Annotated in this window: 9 protein-coding genes and 1 pseudogene; 6 read left to right on the top strand and 4 right to left on the bottom strand. The window is 60.9% G+C overall.

From position 1 onward, the window contains the following. Positions 1 to 467: 467 nt before the first annotated feature. Entirely contained in the window at positions 468 to 4,523 is a 4,056-nt protein-coding gene (locus tag P3S72_RS14660) for a bifunctional nitrate reductase/sulfite reductase flavoprotein subunit alpha (RefSeq protein ID WP_276192801.1), read from the top strand. 25 nt (positions 4,524 to 4,548) lie between these two features. On the opposite strand, the gene P3S72_RS14655 is transcribed toward P3S72_RS14660, so the two are convergent. Further along, the gene (locus P3S72_RS14655; RefSeq protein WP_247402709.1) at positions 4,549 to 5,340 is read right to left on the bottom strand and encodes a nucleotidyltransferase domain-containing protein; all 792 of its coding nucleotides are present in this window, start codon (positions 5,338 to 5,340) and stop codon (positions 4,549 to 4,551) included. 589 nt (positions 5,341 to 5,929) lie between these two features. On the opposite strand from P3S72_RS14655, the gene P3S72_RS14650 reads away from it, so the two are divergent. Continuing rightward, a complete protein-coding gene (locus P3S72_RS14650) occupies positions 5,930 to 6,850 on the top strand; it encodes a bifunctional helix-turn-helix transcriptional regulator/GNAT family N-acetyltransferase (protein ID WP_276192800.1) in 921 nt (306 codons plus the stop codon). 33 nt (positions 6,851 to 6,883) lie between these two features. On the opposite strand, the gene P3S72_RS14645 is transcribed toward P3S72_RS14650, so the two are convergent. Together P3S72_RS14645 and P3S72_RS14640 are read right to left on the bottom strand one after the other, a co-directional pair. Next, positions 6,884 to 8,287, bottom strand: a complete 1,404-nt coding sequence (locus tag P3S72_RS14645; RefSeq protein WP_276192799.1) for an MFS transporter — start codon at positions 8,285 to 8,287, stop codon at positions 6,884 to 6,886. A gap of 152 nt (positions 8,288 to 8,439) precedes the next feature. After that, on the bottom strand, positions 8,440 to 8,961 hold the full coding sequence (locus P3S72_RS14640) for a GNAT family N-acetyltransferase (RefSeq protein WP_276192798.1): 522 nt from the start codon (positions 8,959 to 8,961) through the stop codon (positions 8,440 to 8,442). A 153-nt stretch (positions 8,962 to 9,114) separates the two neighbouring features. Between P3S72_RS14640 and proP the strand changes: the two genes are divergently transcribed. Continuing rightward, entirely contained in the window at positions 9,115 to 10,617 is a 1,503-nt protein-coding gene (gene proP, locus P3S72_RS14635) for a glycine betaine/L-proline transporter ProP (RefSeq protein WP_276192797.1), read from the top strand. 233 nt (positions 10,618 to 10,850) lie between these two features. On the opposite strand, the pseudogene P3S72_RS14630 reads toward proP, so the two are convergent. After that, positions 10,851 to 11,339, bottom strand: a pseudogene (locus P3S72_RS14630) (MFS transporter); the annotation flags it as partial. A 350-nt stretch (positions 11,340 to 11,689) separates the two neighbouring features. Between P3S72_RS14630 and vgrG the strand changes: the two are divergent. From vgrG to P3S72_RS14615, 3 genes are read left to right on the top strand one after another with little or no spacing between them, the layout of a single operon-like run. Then, on the top strand, positions 11,690 to 14,407 hold the full coding sequence (gene vgrG / locus P3S72_RS14625; RefSeq protein WP_276192796.1) for a type VI secretion system tip protein VgrG: 2,718 nt from the start codon (positions 11,690 to 11,692) through the stop codon (positions 14,405 to 14,407). Next, entirely contained in the window at positions 14,404 to 16,215 is a 1,812-nt protein-coding gene (locus tag P3S72_RS14620; RefSeq protein WP_276192795.1) for a phospholipase, read from the top strand. Before vgrG ends, P3S72_RS14620 begins: the two co-directional genes overlap by 4 nt. Continuing rightward, positions 16,215 to 17,498 (top strand): DUF6396 domain-containing protein, encoded by a 1,284-nt coding sequence (locus P3S72_RS14615; RefSeq protein ID WP_276192794.1) that lies wholly within the window; start codon positions 16,215 to 16,217, stop codon positions 17,496 to 17,498. Before P3S72_RS14620 ends, P3S72_RS14615 begins: the two co-directional genes overlap by 1 nt. The last annotated feature ends 189 nt before the right edge of the window (positions 17,499 to 17,687 follow it).

The following is a 17,687-nucleotide window of genomic DNA, read 5'->3' as shown; positions in this document are numbered from 1 at the left end:
AAACCTTGCGGTTCCAGGCGCCTTTGCCTGTTCTTATGCGGGGTCGATCCGGACGTCTTCGCCGGTTCTACCGCTGGTGCCCATGACCTGTACGGCCTGTCGATCGTCGTTGACCGAGGTGGGATTGTTCCTGAGCTTGCAGGCTCTGTGCCAATCCGCCGTCATGCCCGCCGCAACGGCGGCAAGTGCCGCTCAACCCTGCCAGACACCGCGTGTTGTGCCTCCAACTGGTGCGCGCTGGCGTCATAAAAGTGCATTTTCCCGTGTAGCGCGGGCGCACAGGGCGCAACCAAGCCCGTCACAGCGGCGTGTGAAAAACCTGGCGCGTGACTTGCTAGGAACACACCAACCAAGCAGTCAACGCTGACTGCCCACTCACGACAAAGGCGCCGTGTGATCCCCGTTTCCAACGGAGGGTTACAGGGCGCTTTTTTTATGGGTGGGCAGAAAAGATCCGAGGATTACCCATGGCAAACCAACGTGTACGCAGCGTGTGTCCTTATTGTGGCGTGGGCTGCGGCATCGTCATGCACGTCGAGCACAACCGCGTGGTCAAGGTGATCGGCGACAAGGCCCACCCCACCAACGCCGGCCGGCTCTGCACCAAAGGCAGCACCTGCGGGCAAGCCATCGCCGAGTCTGGCCGCATGGAAAACGCCTACCTGCGCCAGGCGCGTGATCACGACCCGGTGCGTATCGGCATGGACAAGGCCATCAGCGAGACCGCCGGCCGCTTGCGCGCCATCCTCGACCGTGATGGCCCGGATGCGCTGGCGTTCTACGTGTCCGGGCAGATGTCGCTGGAAGCCCAGTACCTGATCAACAAACTGGCCAAGGGTTTTGTGCGCACCGCCAACATTGAGTCCAACTCGCGCCTGTGCATGGCCAGCGCTAGCAGCGGCTACAAACTCTCCCTCGGTGCCGACGGGCCGCCCGGCTCGTATGAAGACTTCGATCGCGCAGACCTGTTCTTCGTGATCGGCGCCAACATGGCCGACTGTCACCCGATCCTGTTCCTGCGCATGATGGACCGGGTCAAGGCCGGCGCCAAACTGATCGTGGTCGACCCACGGCGCAGTGCCACGGCCGACAAGGCCAACCTGTTCCTGTCGATCAAACCGGGCACCGACCTGGCGTTGCTCAACGGCTTGCTGCACCTGCTGGTGAAAAACGGGCACACCGACCCGGCCTTTATCGCCGCCTTCACCGAAGGCTGGGAGGCCATGCCCGGCTTTCTGGAGGACTACCCGCCGCACCGGGTCGCCGAACTGACCGGCCTGGCCGAAGCCGACATCCGCCAAGCCGCCGACTGGATCGGCCAGGCCGCCGAGTGGATGAGCTGCTGGACCATGGGCCTCAACCAAAGCACCCACGGCACCTGGAACACCAACGCGCTGTGCAACCTGCACCTGGCCACCGGCGCGATCTGCCGACCCGGCAGCGGGCCGTTCTCCCTGACCGGGCAACCCAACGCCATGGGCGGTCGCGAGATGGGCTACATGGGCCCCGGCCTACCGGGGCAGCGCTCAGTGCTGGTCGACGCCGACCGCGCCTTTATCGAGGCGCTGTGGAACCTGCCCGCCGACAGCCTGCCGCGCCAGGCGGGCAGTGGCACCGTCGCCATGTTCGAGCAGATGGCGGCCGGGCAGATCAAAGCCTGCTGGATCATCTGCACCAACCCGGTGGCCAGCGTGCCCAATCGCCAAACCGTGATCAAGGCGCTGCAAACCGCCGAACTGGTGATCACCCAGGATGCGTTCCTCGATACCGAGACCAATCGCTACGCCGACATCCTCTTGCCCGGCGCCCTGTGGGCCGAAGCCGAAGGGGTGATGATCAACTCCGAGCGCAACCTGACCCTGATGCAAAAAGCCGTGGAGCCACCGGGCGAGGCGCTGGCCGACTGGCAGATCATCGCCCGGGTCGCGTGCGAAATGGGCTTCGCCGACGCCTTCACGTATGCGTCCGCCGACGAGGTGTTCGAAGAGATCAAGCGCGCCTGGAACCCCGCTACCGGCTACGATATTCGCGGCGCCAGCTATGCACGCCTGCGCGAACACCCCCTGCAATGGCCGTGCGCATCGAACGAGGCCGCAGCGCGCAACCCGATCCGCTACCTGAATAACGGCATCAGCCAAGCCCTCAAGACCCATGCCGACGGCCGCCAACCCGCGATCGTTTTTGCCACCGAACACGGCAAAGCCCGGTTTTTCCCGCGCCCGCACCTGTCGCCGGCAGAAATGCCGGATGAGGTGTTCCCGTTCGTGCTCAACACCGGCCGCTTGCAACACCAATGGCACACCCTGACCAAAACCGGCAAGGTCGCCACGCTGAACAAACTCAACCCCGGCCCCTTCGTCGAAATCCACCCTGACGACGCCGCCAGTCTGGGCATCAAGCATAACGATCCGGTCGAGATACGCTCACGGCGCGGCCGCGCCGTACTGCCCGCGGTGGTCAGCGACCGCGTGCGTGCGGGCAGCTGTTTTGCGCCGTTTCACTGGAACGATGTGTTTGGCGACAACCTGGCGATCAACGCCGTGACCCATGACGCGGTCGACCCGATTTCGCTGCAGCCCGCGTTCAAGTTCTGTGCGGTGGCCCTGCAACGGGTCGAACTGATCGAGCACCAGTTCCTCGACGTAGCGGCACCGGCCGCCCACCCCGTGTCCCCTTTAGCAGAGGAGCTCGCCATGTCGCGCCTCGACGCCTTCGCCGACCTGATCGGCATCCGCAACCTGCCGTCGCCGTCATTGAGCGACAATGAGCGCACCTACCTCGCCGGTTTTCTCAGTGGCCTGCAATCCAGCGCCGCGCACCCGGCCGGCGGTGTCCCGACGCTGCCGGCGAATGCGCCCGTGGCCAAGGACGCCCGACTGTGGCTGGATGGCCTGCTGGGCGGCTTGTTCAGCCGCACCGAGGCCAGCGCCGTGGCAGCCGCGCACGCCCCTGATACGCCGGCCGTCACCTTGTTATGGGCCTCGCAAACCGGCAACGCCGAAGCCTTGGCCGAGCGTTTTGCCCAGCGCCTACGCGCCAGCGGCATCGCGGTGGAGCTGAGCGCGATGGCGGACTTCCCCGCGAGCAAACTGGCGCACACGCAAAACCTCGCGCTGATCAGCAGCACCTTCGGCGACGGCGACCCGCCGGACAACGGCGAAGGTTTCTGGCACGGCCTGACCCACACCGAGACCCCTCTGGAGTCGCTGCGCTTCGCGGTACTCGCGTTGGGTGATCCCAACTACGAGCAGTTCTGCCAGCACGGCAAACAACTCGACCGGCGCCTGCTGGAGTTGGGCGCCACCCGCCTGCTGGAGCGCGTCGACTGCGATACCGAATTCGAAGCACGCGCCGATGCCTGGTTCACGCAGTTCCTGCACACCCTCAACCCGGCAACGCCCGTAGTCCTCGCCACGCCCACCGGCAAACCCAAGCCGCATGCCTCACAACTGCTGCTCAACCTGCACCTGAACCCGCAAAGCCGCCACAAGGAAACCCGTCAATTCTCCCTGGGCCTAGCGGACTCCGGGCTGACCTACGAAGCCGGCGATGCCTTGGCGGTGATGCCGCGCAACTGCCCTGAACTGGTCAGCGAGCTGCTCGATCTGACCCGCTTGGGTTCCAGTGCCTGCGTAAATATCGACAAGCTCGGCGACGTGCCGCTGCACCAGGCCCTGACCGAGCACTTTGAAATTGCCCGGCCCAACAGCGAGACCCTGGCCTTCATCGCCGAGCGCAGCGCCAAGCCGGGCCTGAAACACCTGCTCGAACCTGAGCGCAAAACCGAACTGAAGGACTGGCTGTGGGGCCGGCAACTGGCGGACGTGCTGCACGAATACCCCATCGACTGCGCGGCGGACGAACTGCTCGGCACGCTCAAGCGTCTGCAACCGCGCTTGTATTCGATTGCATCCAGCGCCAAGGCGCACCCGCAGGAAGTCCACCTGACCGTGGCGGCCGTGCGCTACGGCAAGCGCAAGGGCGTGTCGTCAACCTTCCTCGCCGACCGCGCCGACAACGGCGAAGTACCGGTGTTCGTGCAGCCCTCCAAACACTTCCGCCCGCCTGCCGATGGCGACGTACCGATCATCATGATCGGCCCCGGCACCGGCGTGGCGCCCTTCCGCGCATTTTTGCAGGAGCGCCGGGCCCAGGGGCATCAGGGCCGCAATTGGCTGTTTTTCGGTGAACAACACGCGGCGAGCGATTTTTACTACCAGGATGAACTGCAGGGCATGCAGCGCGATGGCTTGCTCACCCACCTGAGCCTGGCGTTTTCCCGCGACCAGGCGCAGAAAATCTACGTGCAGGATCGCATCCGCGAACACGGCGCCGAGCTGTGGCGCTGGCTGCAGGAAGGCGCGCAGTTGTACATCTGCGGCGATGCCAGCCACATGGCCAAGGATGTCGACCAGGCCTTGCGCCAGGTTGCGCATCGTCACGGCGGGCTGGGCGTCGAGAGCGCCGTCGATTACTGGCGGCGGATGAGTGAGCAGAAGCGTTATTTGCGGGATGTCTATTGAGCCGCGACAGCCGCCGTCGTGCCGGTTACGAGGCAGCGTCGCTAGCCTGGCAGGCGACCATCCAGGTCACAAACGTCAGCAGGCGCGTGGAAAAGGCCTCGCGCTCGGCGCTGGGGTTTCGTGCCTCGAACAGGAAGAAGGCAATCGTGATCCGCATCGCCGGGTATTGCTGAATGAACATTGCGACGTGCTCTTCCAGTGTTTGGGGCCACATCAGCGCCTCTTGCGCACGTAATATCTGCGTGGCCCGGATCAGTTTACGTGCGGCCTCGCGCTGCAAGGGCAGTCGCTCTGAGTCAGTGCCGGCCTGGGCGATACGCGAGTGGTAGTCGCTGAGCACCTGCTTGAAGTCGCCATTGACGGCCAAGGCAATTGCACGCGACGGCCGGAACCGCTCGAAGTGCTGAGTCAGGTCGTTGCCCCACACACAGCGGCAATGATGCTTGAGCCTGTATCCCCAGCGGTTGAGGTGTTCAGGCGCCAGTACTTCAGTGCGGTAGCCGATGTCGAAGTCGATCTTAATGACCTGCGGATGCCGTTGCTCCAGGGCGCACCGCAGCGCCTCCAGTCGCGTCAACACAGCGGCTGCAGGGGGCTCGCTTAGCACCAGGGTGAGGTCCAGGTCAGAGACGCCGGGGCAGGCATCACCTCGGGCCACACTGCCGTATAGATAAACACCATCCAGAGCCCACGCCGGCGCGGACAGGGTCGCGCAGACATCGGCCAACACCGCCTGAAACTCGAGCTGCACCGGGCCGCTGGGGGCAGCCTGGATGAATCCCTGCGCGTCGACGCCAAGGGGACGTTCGGTACTCATAGGCATGGCACGGTTCCTGTTCTCGGGCCACGAAGCATGCCATCTTTCAACCCGTTCGACTGCCTCGATAGGCCTAAAACCCCAAGGGCTTTAAAAACATCTGGACACGAACAACCGTGAACTTTCTTACAGTTCCCGGATTCCTTTCCTAGGCGAAGTCATCACGCCCCCGAATCCAGTGGGCGCCGCGCGATAATAAGAAGACGCGCGGGCGTCCGGTAGGTGTGACTGTGGCCCGAAAAGGTGCGCTGATCATCGCGGACGACTTGGCCAACGCCGTATGGCGCGTCACGCGCAACAAGTAGGCCACGATGGCAGGGGTGTGCTGGGCGGCGTGATCATGGCCGTTCGTATCATCCTGACGGGCGCAACGCTCGACACCTGACGGGAGGTTCATCGATGACCATGGCGCGTGACGCAATTGCATTACCCGAAACCTTCGATTTGCCTGGCCAAACCCTGCGCTGGGGGCACCTCGGCACGGCAGGACTGGCGCTGATGAGGGTGGGGATCGGCTGAATTAAACGCATTGACATGGTTGCCTCAGGCAATTATATACTTGCTAAAGGCAACCATCAGAGCGCGCACCATGTCCACTCCCCTGCTTGTTCAGCGCGCCGGTATCGTGCGCGGCTTCAACCGTTTCTATACGCAGCAGATCGGCGTGCTGCAGGAACACCTGCTGCACAGCGACTTCTCCCTCACCGAAATCCGCGTGATGTACGAACTGTCCTCACGCGGCGACCTGACCAGCACCGACCTCTGCCAGATGCTTAGTCTGGATGCGGGTTACTTGAGCCGGCTGATCAGCGGATTGGAGAAGAAGGGTTTGATCCAGAAAGTCCGCTCGATCACCGATGCGCGTGCGGTGCAACTGCACCTCAGTGACCTGGGCCGGTCCGTCCTGGCCCCGCTGGAACAGCAAACCCAGCAAGAAGTCATTGCCTTATTGAGTGCCTTGCCCGAGCCGCAACAACAGCAATTGACCGCAGCCATGCAGCGCATTCAAGCGTTGCTGCAAGGCACCGCCCCGAGCTACCTGTTGCGCGACCCGCTACCCGGCGACATGGGCCTGGTGGTGCAGCAGCAATCGGCACTGTATGCGCGTGAATACCAATGGAACTGGGCGTTCGAAGCACTGGTGGCGGAGATTGTCGCCAAGTACCTGCGCGGGTTCGACCCGACCTGTGAGCGCTGCTGGATCGCAGAGAAAGAGGGCGCGGTGGTGGGGTCGGTGTTCGTGGTGCGCCATGACGACAGCACCGCCCAACTGCGCATGCTCTACGTCGACGCGAGTGCGCGGGGCCTGGGCATCGGCCGGCGCCTGGTGGATGAATGCCTGCGCTTTGCCCGAAATGCCGGGTACACGCGCATGATGCTGTGGACCATGAGTGCACTGACCGACGCGCGCAAGCTCTACCAGAAAGCCGGTTTTGAGCTGATTGAGGAAGAGCCCACCCTCAGTTTTGGCCAGCCACTGGTCAGCCAGACCTGGGCGCGTGCGCTGTAGTGCGGGGCGCGGACGATTCGAGCCCCGCCCGGTTTACAGATCGGTGATTTCCTTGTGGCGCGGCACGAGCGTCTTCATCACGCTCCAGGCCACCAGATACGCCAGCGCACAGATCGCGAACATGATCATGTAGCCGGTATGGATATCGCCGATGGACTTGTAGTAGTCAAACACCCAGCCGCCGACCTTGGTCATCACCACCCCGCCCAGGCCGCCGGCCATGCCGCCGATGCCGACCACCGAGGCCACGGTTTTCTGCGGGAACATGTCGGACACGGTGGTGAAGATATTGCACGACCACGCCTGGTGCGCCGACGCGCCCACGCCGATCAGCAACACCGGCACCCAGAAGCTGATGTAGCCCAACGGTTGCGCCAGCAGCACCACCAGCGGGAACAGTGCGATGACCAACATGGCTTTCATCCGGCCGTCGTAAGGCGCATCACCACGCGCCATGAAGTAGCTGGGGAACCAGCCGCCGCCGATGCTGCCAACCATGGTCATGCTGTACAGCACCGCCAGCGGCATGACGATATCGGCGCCTTTCATGCCGTATTGCGCCGACAGGTAAGTCGGCAGCCAGAACAGGAAAAACCACCACACGCCGTCAGTCATGAACTTGCCGAAGGCAAAGGCCCAGGTCTGGCGATAGGTCAGCAGCTTGAACCACGAGACTTTTTTCGACGCCGCGCCTGCAGCCTGCGCGGTGAACGGCTGTGCAGTCTGGTCACTGCGGATGTAGGCCAGTTCCTCGGCCGACAGACGAGTTTGCTGATCGGGTTTTTCATACACCGCAGCCCACACCGCGACCCAGACAAAGCCGAGCATGCCGATGACCATGAACGCGGCTTCCCAGCCCCACATCCCGGCGATCAGCGGCACACAGATCGGCGCCAGGATCGCGCCGACGTTGGCGCCCGAGTTGAAAATGCCGGTCGCCAGCGAGCGTTCTTTCTTCGGGAAATACTCAGCGGTCGCCTTGATCGCAATCGGGAAGTTGCCCGCCTCACCGATCGCCAGCACCGCGCGGGAGAGCATAAAGCCCGCAATCGATACCGGAATCACCGCCAGGCCAATCGCAGCGCTCACGGCCGCGATCCCCTCGCCCATCGGCACCGCGAACGCATGCATGATGGCGCCGGTGGACCAGATGGCAATCGCCATGACGTAAGCCGCCTTGGTGCCGATCTTGTCGACAAACCGCCCGGCGAACAGCATGGAAATCGCATAGACAAACTGGAACACCGCCGCGATGTTCGCGTAATCGGTGTTGCTCCAGCCAAATTGCGTCGACAACTGCGGCGCCAGCAGGCTGAGCACCTGGCGGTCGAGGTAGTTGACGGTGGTGGCGAAGAACAGCATCGCGCAGATGGTCCAGCGATAGTTGCCTACCGCTTGGCCAACGCGATGGGCGTTGATGGGCTCGTTCAAGTTCATGGCATCACTTTTTATTTTTGTTAGATAGGACACATGTAACGTCATATGTCGTCGTACAACTGCGACTTTTATATCGGGCGCCCTCCGCGCTGTCAATCTGAAAGATTGCCGTTTATCTAGGTGTTATGCGGATACAGCGATGAGCATGAAAATCAGGTTATAGGACGACAAGCCCGAAACACCACGCTCGGTGCCTCACCGGGGACATCGTCGAGCACGCCCCAGCGTTGCATGCCAATCTTTTCAAGGACCCGAATCGACATCCTGTGATCAGGCCGCACCAACCCGAACACTTCAGGCAAATCAAGGGTGTCGAATGCCTGCGCCAGCGCATCGCGGCCCAGCTCGGTGGCGTAGCCCTGCCCCCAGGCCTCGACGGCAAAGCGATAGCCCAGGTTGATGCGCTGCTGCGTCAGGTAATGCAGGGGCGCAACTCCCCCAAAGCCGATGACGTGCTGCGGCGCGTCCCGCAGGGCAATGGCCCACCAGCCGTAGCCCTGGGCGGCCCAGTGTTCGCGCCAGCGGTTCAGCAGGCGTTGCGCGTCTGCAAGACAGGTCATGGGGCCGGCGGGATTGAACAGGTTGGTCTGCGGGTCGCCGAAGATCGCGAACAATCGCTGCACGTCTTCAGGTTGCGGTTGGCGATAGATCAGGCGGGAAGCGATGACAGGCATGGGGTTGACTCCCTTGGGAACTCATGAAGTTCAACTCATCGGCACAAAAACGCAAATAGTGGTGAATTATTTGGTGTCCGCTTGTATCTCAACTGACAGAGCGGTGCCATCGTAGCGATGGCACCACCCCAGTTCAGTTTCAGAGTGGTCCGCATGAAATTACGTAAGAAAAGCGTCAAACCCATCGGGTTGAAAGACATCACCATCGTCGACGACGCCAAGGTGCGCAAGGCGATCACCGCCGCTGCATTGGGCAACGCCATGGAATGGTTCGACTTCGGCGTATACGGGTTTGTCGCCTATGTGCTTGGCAAGGTGTTCTTCCCCGACGCCTCTCCCAGCACACAAATGATCGCCGCACTGGCCACCTTCTCGGTCCCCTTCCTGATCCGTCCCCTGGGCGGCCTGTTCTTTGGCTCGCTGGGCGACAAATACGGGCGGCAAAAAGTCCTGGCCGCGACCATCGTGATCATGTCCCTGAGCACCTTCGCCATCGGCTTGATTCCCGGCTATGCCTCGATCGGCATCTGGGCGCCGATCCTGCTGTTGCTGTGCAAGATGGCCCAAGGCTTCTCGGTGGGCGGTGAATACACCGGCGCCTCGATCTTCGTCGCCGAATACGCCCCGGACCGCAAGCGCGGGTTTCTCGGCAGTTGGCTGGACTTCGGCTCCATCGCCGGCTTCGTGCTCGGCGCCGGTGTGGTCGTACTGATTTCCAGCGTATTGGGCGAAGCGGACTTCGAAGCATGGGGCTGGCGCCTGCCGTTCTTCCTGGCCCTGCCCCTGGGCATTATCGGCCTGTACCTGCGCAATGCGCTGGAAGAAACGCCGGCGTTCCAACAGCACATGGACAAACTCGAACAAGGCGACCGCGAAGGCCTGACCCACGGCCCAAAAGTGTCGTTCAAGGAAGTCGCCACCCAGCACTGGCGCAGCCTGCTGACCTGCATCGGTATCGTCGCGGCCACCAACGTGACCTATTACATGCTGCTCACGTACATGCCGAGCTACCTGTCGCATAACCTGCATTACAAAGAAAACAGCGGCGTGCTGATCATCATCGCGATCATGGTCGGCATGCTGTTCGTGCAGCCGTTCATTGGTTTTATCAGCGATAAGATCGGCCGCAGACCCTTCATCATCGCGGGCAGCATCGGCCTGCTCTTCCTGTCGATCCCCGCGTTCATGCTGATTACCAGCGGCAAGATCGGCCTGATCTTCAGCGGCCTGCTCATCCTGGCCATCGTGCTCAACTTCTTTATCGGTGTGATGGCATCGACCCTGCCGGCGATGTTTCCCACGCACCTGCGCTACAGCGCCCTGGCCAGTGCGTTCAACGTCTCGGTGCTGATCGCCGGCGTGACCCCGACCGCAGTGGCCTGGTTGGTGGAAAGCACCAACGACCTGTACATGCCCGCCTACTACCTGATGGTGTTCGCCGTGGTCGGCCTGGTCACCGGCCTGACCATGAAGGAAACCGCCAACAAGCCCCTGCGCGGCGCCGCTCCGGCCGCTTCGGACATGGAAGAGGCCAAGGAACTGCTGCAGGAACACCACGACAATATCGAGCAGAAAATCGAAGACATCGATGCCGAAATTGCCGAGCTGGAAGCCAAGCGCAACAACCTTGTGCAGCAGCATCCCCGGATCAACTGAAACCTGACCGTTCGGGGCGGGCCGGCACCGCCCCCAACAGGACTCACCCCATCACTGGCGTGTTCACGCGTCAGCGCAGCACAATCATTACGGGGCAATCGAGCGCGATGCCGGCGCACCAATCTTTCTCCCGCGATGGCCGCCTTTTCGGCGCGCCGTGCGCGTTGGGCTCGTGGACGATGCTGTTCACACGGCCGATTAGCTGCATCTTTTTCGCTAACTTGACGACGCCTGAGCATGCCGATGACCATGAACGCTGCTTCCCAGCCCCACATCCCGGCGATCAGCGGCACACAGATCGCCAGCACCGCACGGGAGAGCATAAAGCCCGCGATCGATACCGGAATCACCGCCAGGCCAATCGCAGCGCTCACGGCCGCGATCCCCTCGCCCATCGGCACCGCGAACGCATGCATGATGGCGCCGGTGGACCAGATGGCAATCGCCATTACGTAAGCCGCCTTGGTGCCGATCTTGTCGACAAACCGCCCGGCGAACAGCATGGAAATCGCATAGACAAACTGAAACACCGCCGCGATGTTCGCGTAATCGGTGTTGCTCCAGCCAAATTGCGTCGACAACTGCGGCGCCAGCAGGCTGAGCACCTGGCGGTCGAGGTAGTTGACGGTGGTGGCAAAGAACAGCATCGCGCAGATGGTCCAGCGATAATTGCCTACCGCTTGGCCAACGCGATGGGCGTTGATGTGCTCGTTCAAGTTCATGGCATCACTTTTTATTTTGTTAGATAGGACACATGCAACGTCACATGTCATCGTACAACCGTGGCTTTCATATCGAGCTCCGTACACGCTGTAAATCTGAAAGATTGCGTTTATCTAAGTGTTATGCGGATACAGCGAAGAGCATGAAAATCAGGTTGTAGGACGACAAGCCCGAAACACCACGTTCGGTGCCTCGCCGGGGACATCGTCGAGCACGCCGCATACCCTTTCTGGGACGGGGCTCGAAAATACGTTCAGGAAGTGCCTGTCTCGTAAAGGCGAATCTTCCGACATTAATCACCGATACCAAATCTTTACTCTTCGGGCTTTCGCGTCTAGGAGTAAAAGGAATGGCTTCCAGCGTATTACCGAGCGTTTTCTTCGACCATAGTCGGCACACACTCACTGTTCGCGATGTTGACGAGTCGCTCGACGTCCTGGCCTTCAAGGGTACAGAGGGCCTGAGCCAACTGTTCAACTATGTTGTGGAGTTCACCAGCACCAACGGCGACATTACCGCTGAAAAGATGCTTGGCCAAAACGCTCGTTTCAGTCTGTACGGGGCGCCGCAACCGCCGCGCATTCGGGGCCTGAGCGTGCCCTCGATCAAACCGCTGCGTGTCTTGCACGGCGTAGTCACCTGCTTCAAACGCCTGTCCGGCTCCGCTGATGAAGCCCGCTACGAAATCACCCTGCAACCGCACCTTGCCCTGCTTGGGCGAGGCCGACAGTTCCGCATTTACCAACACCAATCTGTACCGCAAATCGTCGAAAGCATCCTGCGCAGCCGCCACGATTTTGAAGGCCAGGACTTCCTTTTCAGCCTGGTGCGTGAATACCCCAAGCGCGAACAGGTTATGCAGTATGGCGAGAGCGATCTGGCCTTCATCTCGCGCCTGCTGGCTGACGTCGGCATCTGGTACCGATTCACCAGCGACGAACGCCTGAATATCGACGTGGTGGAATTTCACGATGACCAGCGTCACTACCAGTTTGACGTGGAGTTGGCCTACCGCCCGCAATCCGGGCTCAGCAGCAGTGGCCAGGACGGTGTGTGGGCCCTGCAATCGAGCCACCACGTGGTGGAACAGCACGTCAATATCCGCACCTACCATCACCGCGTGGCCAATGCTCACCTGAACGGTGACATCGACCAAACTCGCGGCGCCAACGGCACCTACGGCGAGGCTTATCACTACGCCGAACCCTACACCGTCATGGGCGACCGCTATGCCCATGACGAAGACCTGCAAAGCGAAAGCGGTTATTTTTACGCGCGCCTGCGCCACGAGCGTTACCTCAACGGCCAAACGCAACTCAGCGGCGTCAGCAGCAGCGCAACCCTTGCTCCAGGGCAGGTACTTAAAATCTCTGGCGGCGCCCCACAGGCTTTCGCGCCAGGTGCGGTGATCACCCAACTGATCAGCCGCGCCGCTCGCGACGCCAGTTACGAAGTGACGTTTGAGGCCATTCCCTACTCGGAAACGGTGTGCTTTCGCCCGGAGCTGCAAGACAAACCGCAAATCGCCGGCACCGTCCCGGCCCGCGTCACCAGCTCGCAGGCCAACGACCCCTATGGCCACATCGACATCGAAGGGCGCTACAAGGTCAATTTCCTGTTCGACCGCGACGCCTGGAAACCCGGTGAAGAAAGCCTATGGCTACGCCTGGCCCGACCCTACGCTGGGGATACCCACGGCCTGCACCTGCCGTTGATCCCCGGCACCGAAGTCGCCATCGCCTTTGAACAGGGCGACCCGGACCGGCCTTACATCGCCCACGCGCTGCACGACAGCCAACACGTTGATCATGTGACTTTGCGCAATTACAAACGCAACGTGCTGCGTACTCCGGCGAATAACAAGCTGCGCATGGATGACACGCGGGGGCAGGAGCATATCAAGGTCAGTACTGAGCACAGTGGTAAGAGCCAGCTCAACCTGGGGAATTTGGTTGATGCCAAGCGCCAACCGCGAGGCCAGGGCGCGGAATTGCGGACCGATGGGCATGCCGCTATTCGTGCGGGCAGTGGGATCTTGATCAGTGCCGACGCGCAACCCAAGGCTCAGGGACATATGCTGGAAATGAGTGCCACGCTGGGTCGGTTACAACAGGCAAGTGACCAGTTGGAAGGATTATCGGCCGATGCCCAGGCCGCCAATGCAGACCCCGCGGATGCGCAAGCACAACTGAAATTGATGCGAGATCAGCTCGATCAACTCAAAGCCTCGGTTGTATTACTCAGCGCCCCCCAAGGCGTTGCGGTAACCAGCGGCCAGCACCTGCAATTGGCCGCTCAAAACAACCTGATGATCAACGCTGGGGCCGAGGCGGATATCAGTGTGATCAAGCGCCTGTTCATCGGCGTGGGACAAGGGGTAAGCCTGTTCGTGCGCAAGCTGGGCATCCAATTGATTGCCAACCAAGGCCCGGTAAAGATCCAGGCACAAAACGACGCGCTGCAACTGATGGCCCGTCAGGGTTTGGAGATCATCAGCAGCGAAGATGAAATCCGTATCGTCGCGAAGAAGAAAATCACCCTGAATGCCGGTGGCAGCTACATCACCCTCGATGCGAGCAGCATCGAGTCCGGGACCCTGGGCGACTACCTGATCAAAGCGGCGTACTTCGAAGCCCTCGGTCCAGCCAGCCAGAAAGCCGCAGATCCGGAGTACCCACAGAGCCTGTTCAAACAACCGCTGCGGTTCAACGTGCCGCAAACCCCCAATGCCTCTGATCAAGGCTGGACAGGCATGCCCTACACTCTCTATGCCGACGGTGCAGTGCTTAAGCAGGGCGTGTTGGACAAGTCCGGGCAAGTGTTGATCGACCACGCGGTCGTGACGCAGCAGTACCGAATGGTGTTGGCCAACGACGTGACCTACCAGATCCCGGTGCCCACCGACTATCGCAATACCGGGCAAGCGAACCTGGCCAACAGCGGTTTACACAACCACCGCCCGCAAACGGATACCGAGGTGAGCCAACCCGCCTCGCACACGGATCACCGTGCCCGGTACGCCGCCGTGATGGGCACAGCCAATGACCAGGAAGGGAAAACTTCATGACACAGCCCGACATCGTTGTGCCCGTCGCCCTGCAACATTCCCAGCAGGCCACCTGTACCGCGCCCTGGTACGTGCAGGGGAGTGAATATCACCCGGTGGAGGCCACCTATCAGCCGCTGATCAACGGTGAAGAAACCTTCGAGGCCGTGCATCTGGCTATCGCCAAGGCGACTAAAACGGTCGACATCATCTGTTGGGGCTTCCAGCCGTCGATGTTCTTTATTCGTGACGGCAAGCACCCGAGTATTGGCGACCTGCTCAAGACCAAGGCTCGAGAAGGCGTCAACGTTCGCGTATTGGGCTGGGAAATGCCGCTCAACGCCGCCGGCCTTGCGGACGAGGCGAACCTGCCGGGCAAAGGCACGGTGCGCATTCAGGATCGGGCATTGCAAAGCTCCACCCAGGCCCAATACGACACGGATCGCCGCTGGTTTACCGACTGCGCGGTCTCGGACGGTAAAGCTGCGCAACCGGCGGCGAAGGGGCTTCCGGTGTTCGTCAGCCGAGGTTTCGACCTGACTGATCGGGCCGGAATTGCCCATTCGGTGAAATATGACAGCCTTGATCCCGAGATCAGTACAAAGATGCGTCAGGTACTGAAGTGGACGGCCAGCCACCACCAGAAGAGTGTGCTGGTCGACTACGAACTGCCGGACCGCGCCGTCGGGTTTGTCATGGGCCACAACATCCTCGATGAGTACTGGGATAATGATAAACATTCGGCGCTGCACCGAACCGAAGACAGTAAACCCGAACCCAATCGCGGCCCGCGTGGCAACACTCCGCGCCAGGACATTTCCAGTCAGCTCAGCGGGCCGATCCTGGAGCACCTGCACCATAACTTCGCCAGCGCCTGGCGCAAGGAAACCGGCGAGGATTTGCTCCACCTTCGCCAAGCCAAGCAAGTCGGACCGCAACTGCAATGCACGCCTGGCGCTACTCGCCAGTTGGCGCAACTGTTGCGCACCCAGGCACAAGCGGGCAAGCGCGATATCGAGAAGCTCTACCTGAACGCGGTCAACAATGCGACCCAGTTCGTCTATATCGAGAACCAGTACTTTCGCTGGCCGCCATTGGCCGAAGCCATCAAGGCGACGGCCGAAGTCCAAACCGGCGCTGGGCGTGATCCGGGCGTGCATGGCGCCTTGCACCTGTTCGTGATCACCAATGCGACCGATGACGGCATCGGGGCGGGCACTGTGAATACCCAGCGCATGCTCGAAAGCCTGGGGCGCGCCAACACGATTCCGGAAGTGACCAAACTGCGGCGTATCGAACAGGTAAAAGACGCCGCTCCGCCGCGGCCAACGCCTGATCCACGCGATCACGTCGGGCAGAGGGAGCTGGCAAAGTGGCAGGCCGAACTGGATCAAAAAACCAAGGAAATTGAGGACAGCACGATTGTTCCGCAGGAGGTGCCGGGCTTGAAGGTTCACCTCTGCTCGCTGGTGGCGCCTGATTCGCCAGCGGGAAAATCCTGGATGCCGGTGTATATCCACTCCAAGCTGATGATCGTCAATGACGTGTTCACCACCCACGGTTCGGCGAATATCAACACGCGCAGCATGCAGGTGGATAGCGAGCTGAACGTTGCACATGAATGGATGAGTGTGACGCGGGCGTTGCGGCGCCGGTTGTGGGATCTGCATACGGATGGGCGGGGGGCGCAGGATGAGCCGGAGGAGGCGTTTGATGCTTGGACAGACATCATCCATGAAAACAAAGAACGTCAATCGAAAAAGTTGACACCTAAATCTTCGCTCGTCGGTTTTTATTACGGTAAAGCCACCCTGAAGGACCTCGACTGATGCGTCGACTCGTTCTGCTGACCAGCCTGCTGCTAGCCGCCTGTAATAACGGTGGTGCCCTTAATCAACTGAACCGGGACATCCCCATGAATCCGATCACCGAGGCCAAGCAAAAACTGACCTTCGCCTGTGTACACGAAACCATCCCTGATCCGTCGATGGAAGCCGATGTGCTATTCCAGTACGCCCGTTGGTTGCAGAAAAATAACCAGCTCAAACAAGACAAGAGCGTCGACATCGAAATTGAGCGGCTGTATCGCATTGCGGCCGAGAACGAACATTACAAGGCCAATATCAATCTGCAGAACGGAGCGATGCGTGGAAAATTCAAGCTTCGGGGCGATGAGCATCTGCGCCTGAGCCAGCGACTGATCGACGCGGATGTGGCGACAGGTTATTACTTTGTCGGGATATTCCTGCAACAGGGGTCTGCGGGTTTGAAGCAGGATGAGGAAATGTCACTGCGCTACTTCCGCAAGGCCGCTGATCATGGCAGTGCCCAGGCTCAGCAAATCGTCGGAGATAAGTTGGCGCCGATTAGAATTGCACCAGAGATAGCCCGGCAGATGCGCCGCTGTGCGGCGGAGCAAGGGAATGGCGAAGCAGCAGTGGCATTGGGTATCGATCTTAAAATCGAAGGCCAATATGAAGCCGCTCTAGAGGCATTCCAGCTAGGGGTGGCAGCTGGTACCAGTACCGCGGCCTCCCGCTTGCACAAAGGTTTTCGTAATCCGCCACCGTCCGATTGGCTTTACTATCTCGGTCAACAGGAAGACCTCGAACGCGCTGAGCGCTATGAAAAAATCTGGCGAATTCTCGCAAGATACTCCTACGCAAACCCCAAAGTCCCCGAAATCAACGAAATCCTCCCCCTGCCTCCCGCCAAACTCCCCACCTGGGACGGCAAACTGCAATGGCTGGAAGCACGCCTGGCCAATGTCCCGCCAGAACAGCCCAGCGAAGCACTGATCCAGCAGTTGGCCAAAGCCAAGCTTCTTGAACCGACAACCGGCAGAGCCACGCCCGACTCTCCCGCGTTCATCAAGGCCAGCTACCCCGAACCGACCTGCACCAGCGGCCAGGCCTGCCCCCAGACTGGCTACTGGCGGGCATTCAGCCTGAGTCGCGATGCTTACTCGCGGCTCAAAGATGGCGTTATCCACCGTTTCGAGAAGAACGAGATCATGCCCACCCTGCGGGTTGAGAGTCATAAGTCGCGGTTTTTGCTGCCCGACATCATCACAGTCAATGAGGAAAGCATCGAATGGCGGCTGTTGGGGTAAGGTTCCATGCAATTACTCACCAAGCGCAACAGCATCCTCGGATCAACTAAGGGCCGCTGGGCCACGCTTGAGTCAAGTGCAGGGTAGTGGGCGCACCGCCACCCACCGCACCTGAAGCACTCATTTTCTCCGCAAGGCGGCCGATAGCCTGTCACCCCCCCCCGACATGCAGCTGCGCCCTGCGGGAAT

The sequence above is a fragment of the Pseudomonas sp. D3 genome, assembly GCF_029320995.1.
Taxonomy (GTDB): Bacteria; Pseudomonadota; Gammaproteobacteria; order Pseudomonadales; family Pseudomonadaceae; genus Aquipseudomonas; species Aquipseudomonas paraveronii.
The sequence above is the reverse complement of the archived record's forward strand: the minus strand, read 5'-3'. Positions and strand labels throughout refer to the sequence as shown.

Coding starts and splice junctions, on each gene's coding strand:
- P3S72_RS14655 (WP_247402709.1), bottom strand. CDS start 5,340: ATGAGTACCGAACGTCCCCTTGGCGTCGACGCGCAGGGATTCATCCAG.
- P3S72_RS14640 (WP_276192798.1), bottom strand. CDS start 8,961: ATGCCTGTCATCGCTTCCCGCCTGATCTATCGCCAACCGCAACCTGAA.
- P3S72_RS14615 (WP_276192794.1), top strand. CDS start 16,215: ATGCGTCGACTCGTTCTGCTGACCAGCCTGCTGCTAGCCGCCTGTAAT.
- P3S72_RS14660 (WP_276192801.1), top strand. CDS start 468: ATGGCAAACCAACGTGTACGCAGCGTGTGTCCTTATTGTGGCGTGGGC.
- P3S72_RS14645 (WP_276192799.1), bottom strand. CDS start 8,287: ATGAACTTGAACGAGCCCATCAACGCCCATCGCGTTGGCCAAGCGGTA.
- vgrG (WP_276192796.1), top strand. CDS start 11,690: ATGGCTTCCAGCGTATTACCGAGCGTTTTCTTCGACCATAGTCGGCAC.
- proP (WP_276192797.1), top strand. CDS start 9,115: ATGAAATTACGTAAGAAAAGCGTCAAACCCATCGGGTTGAAAGACATC.
- P3S72_RS14620 (WP_276192795.1), top strand. CDS start 14,404: ATGACACAGCCCGACATCGTTGTGCCCGTCGCCCTGCAACATTCCCAG.
- P3S72_RS14650 (WP_276192800.1), top strand. CDS start 5,930: ATGTCCACTCCCCTGCTTGTTCAGCGCGCCGGTATCGTGCGCGGCTTC.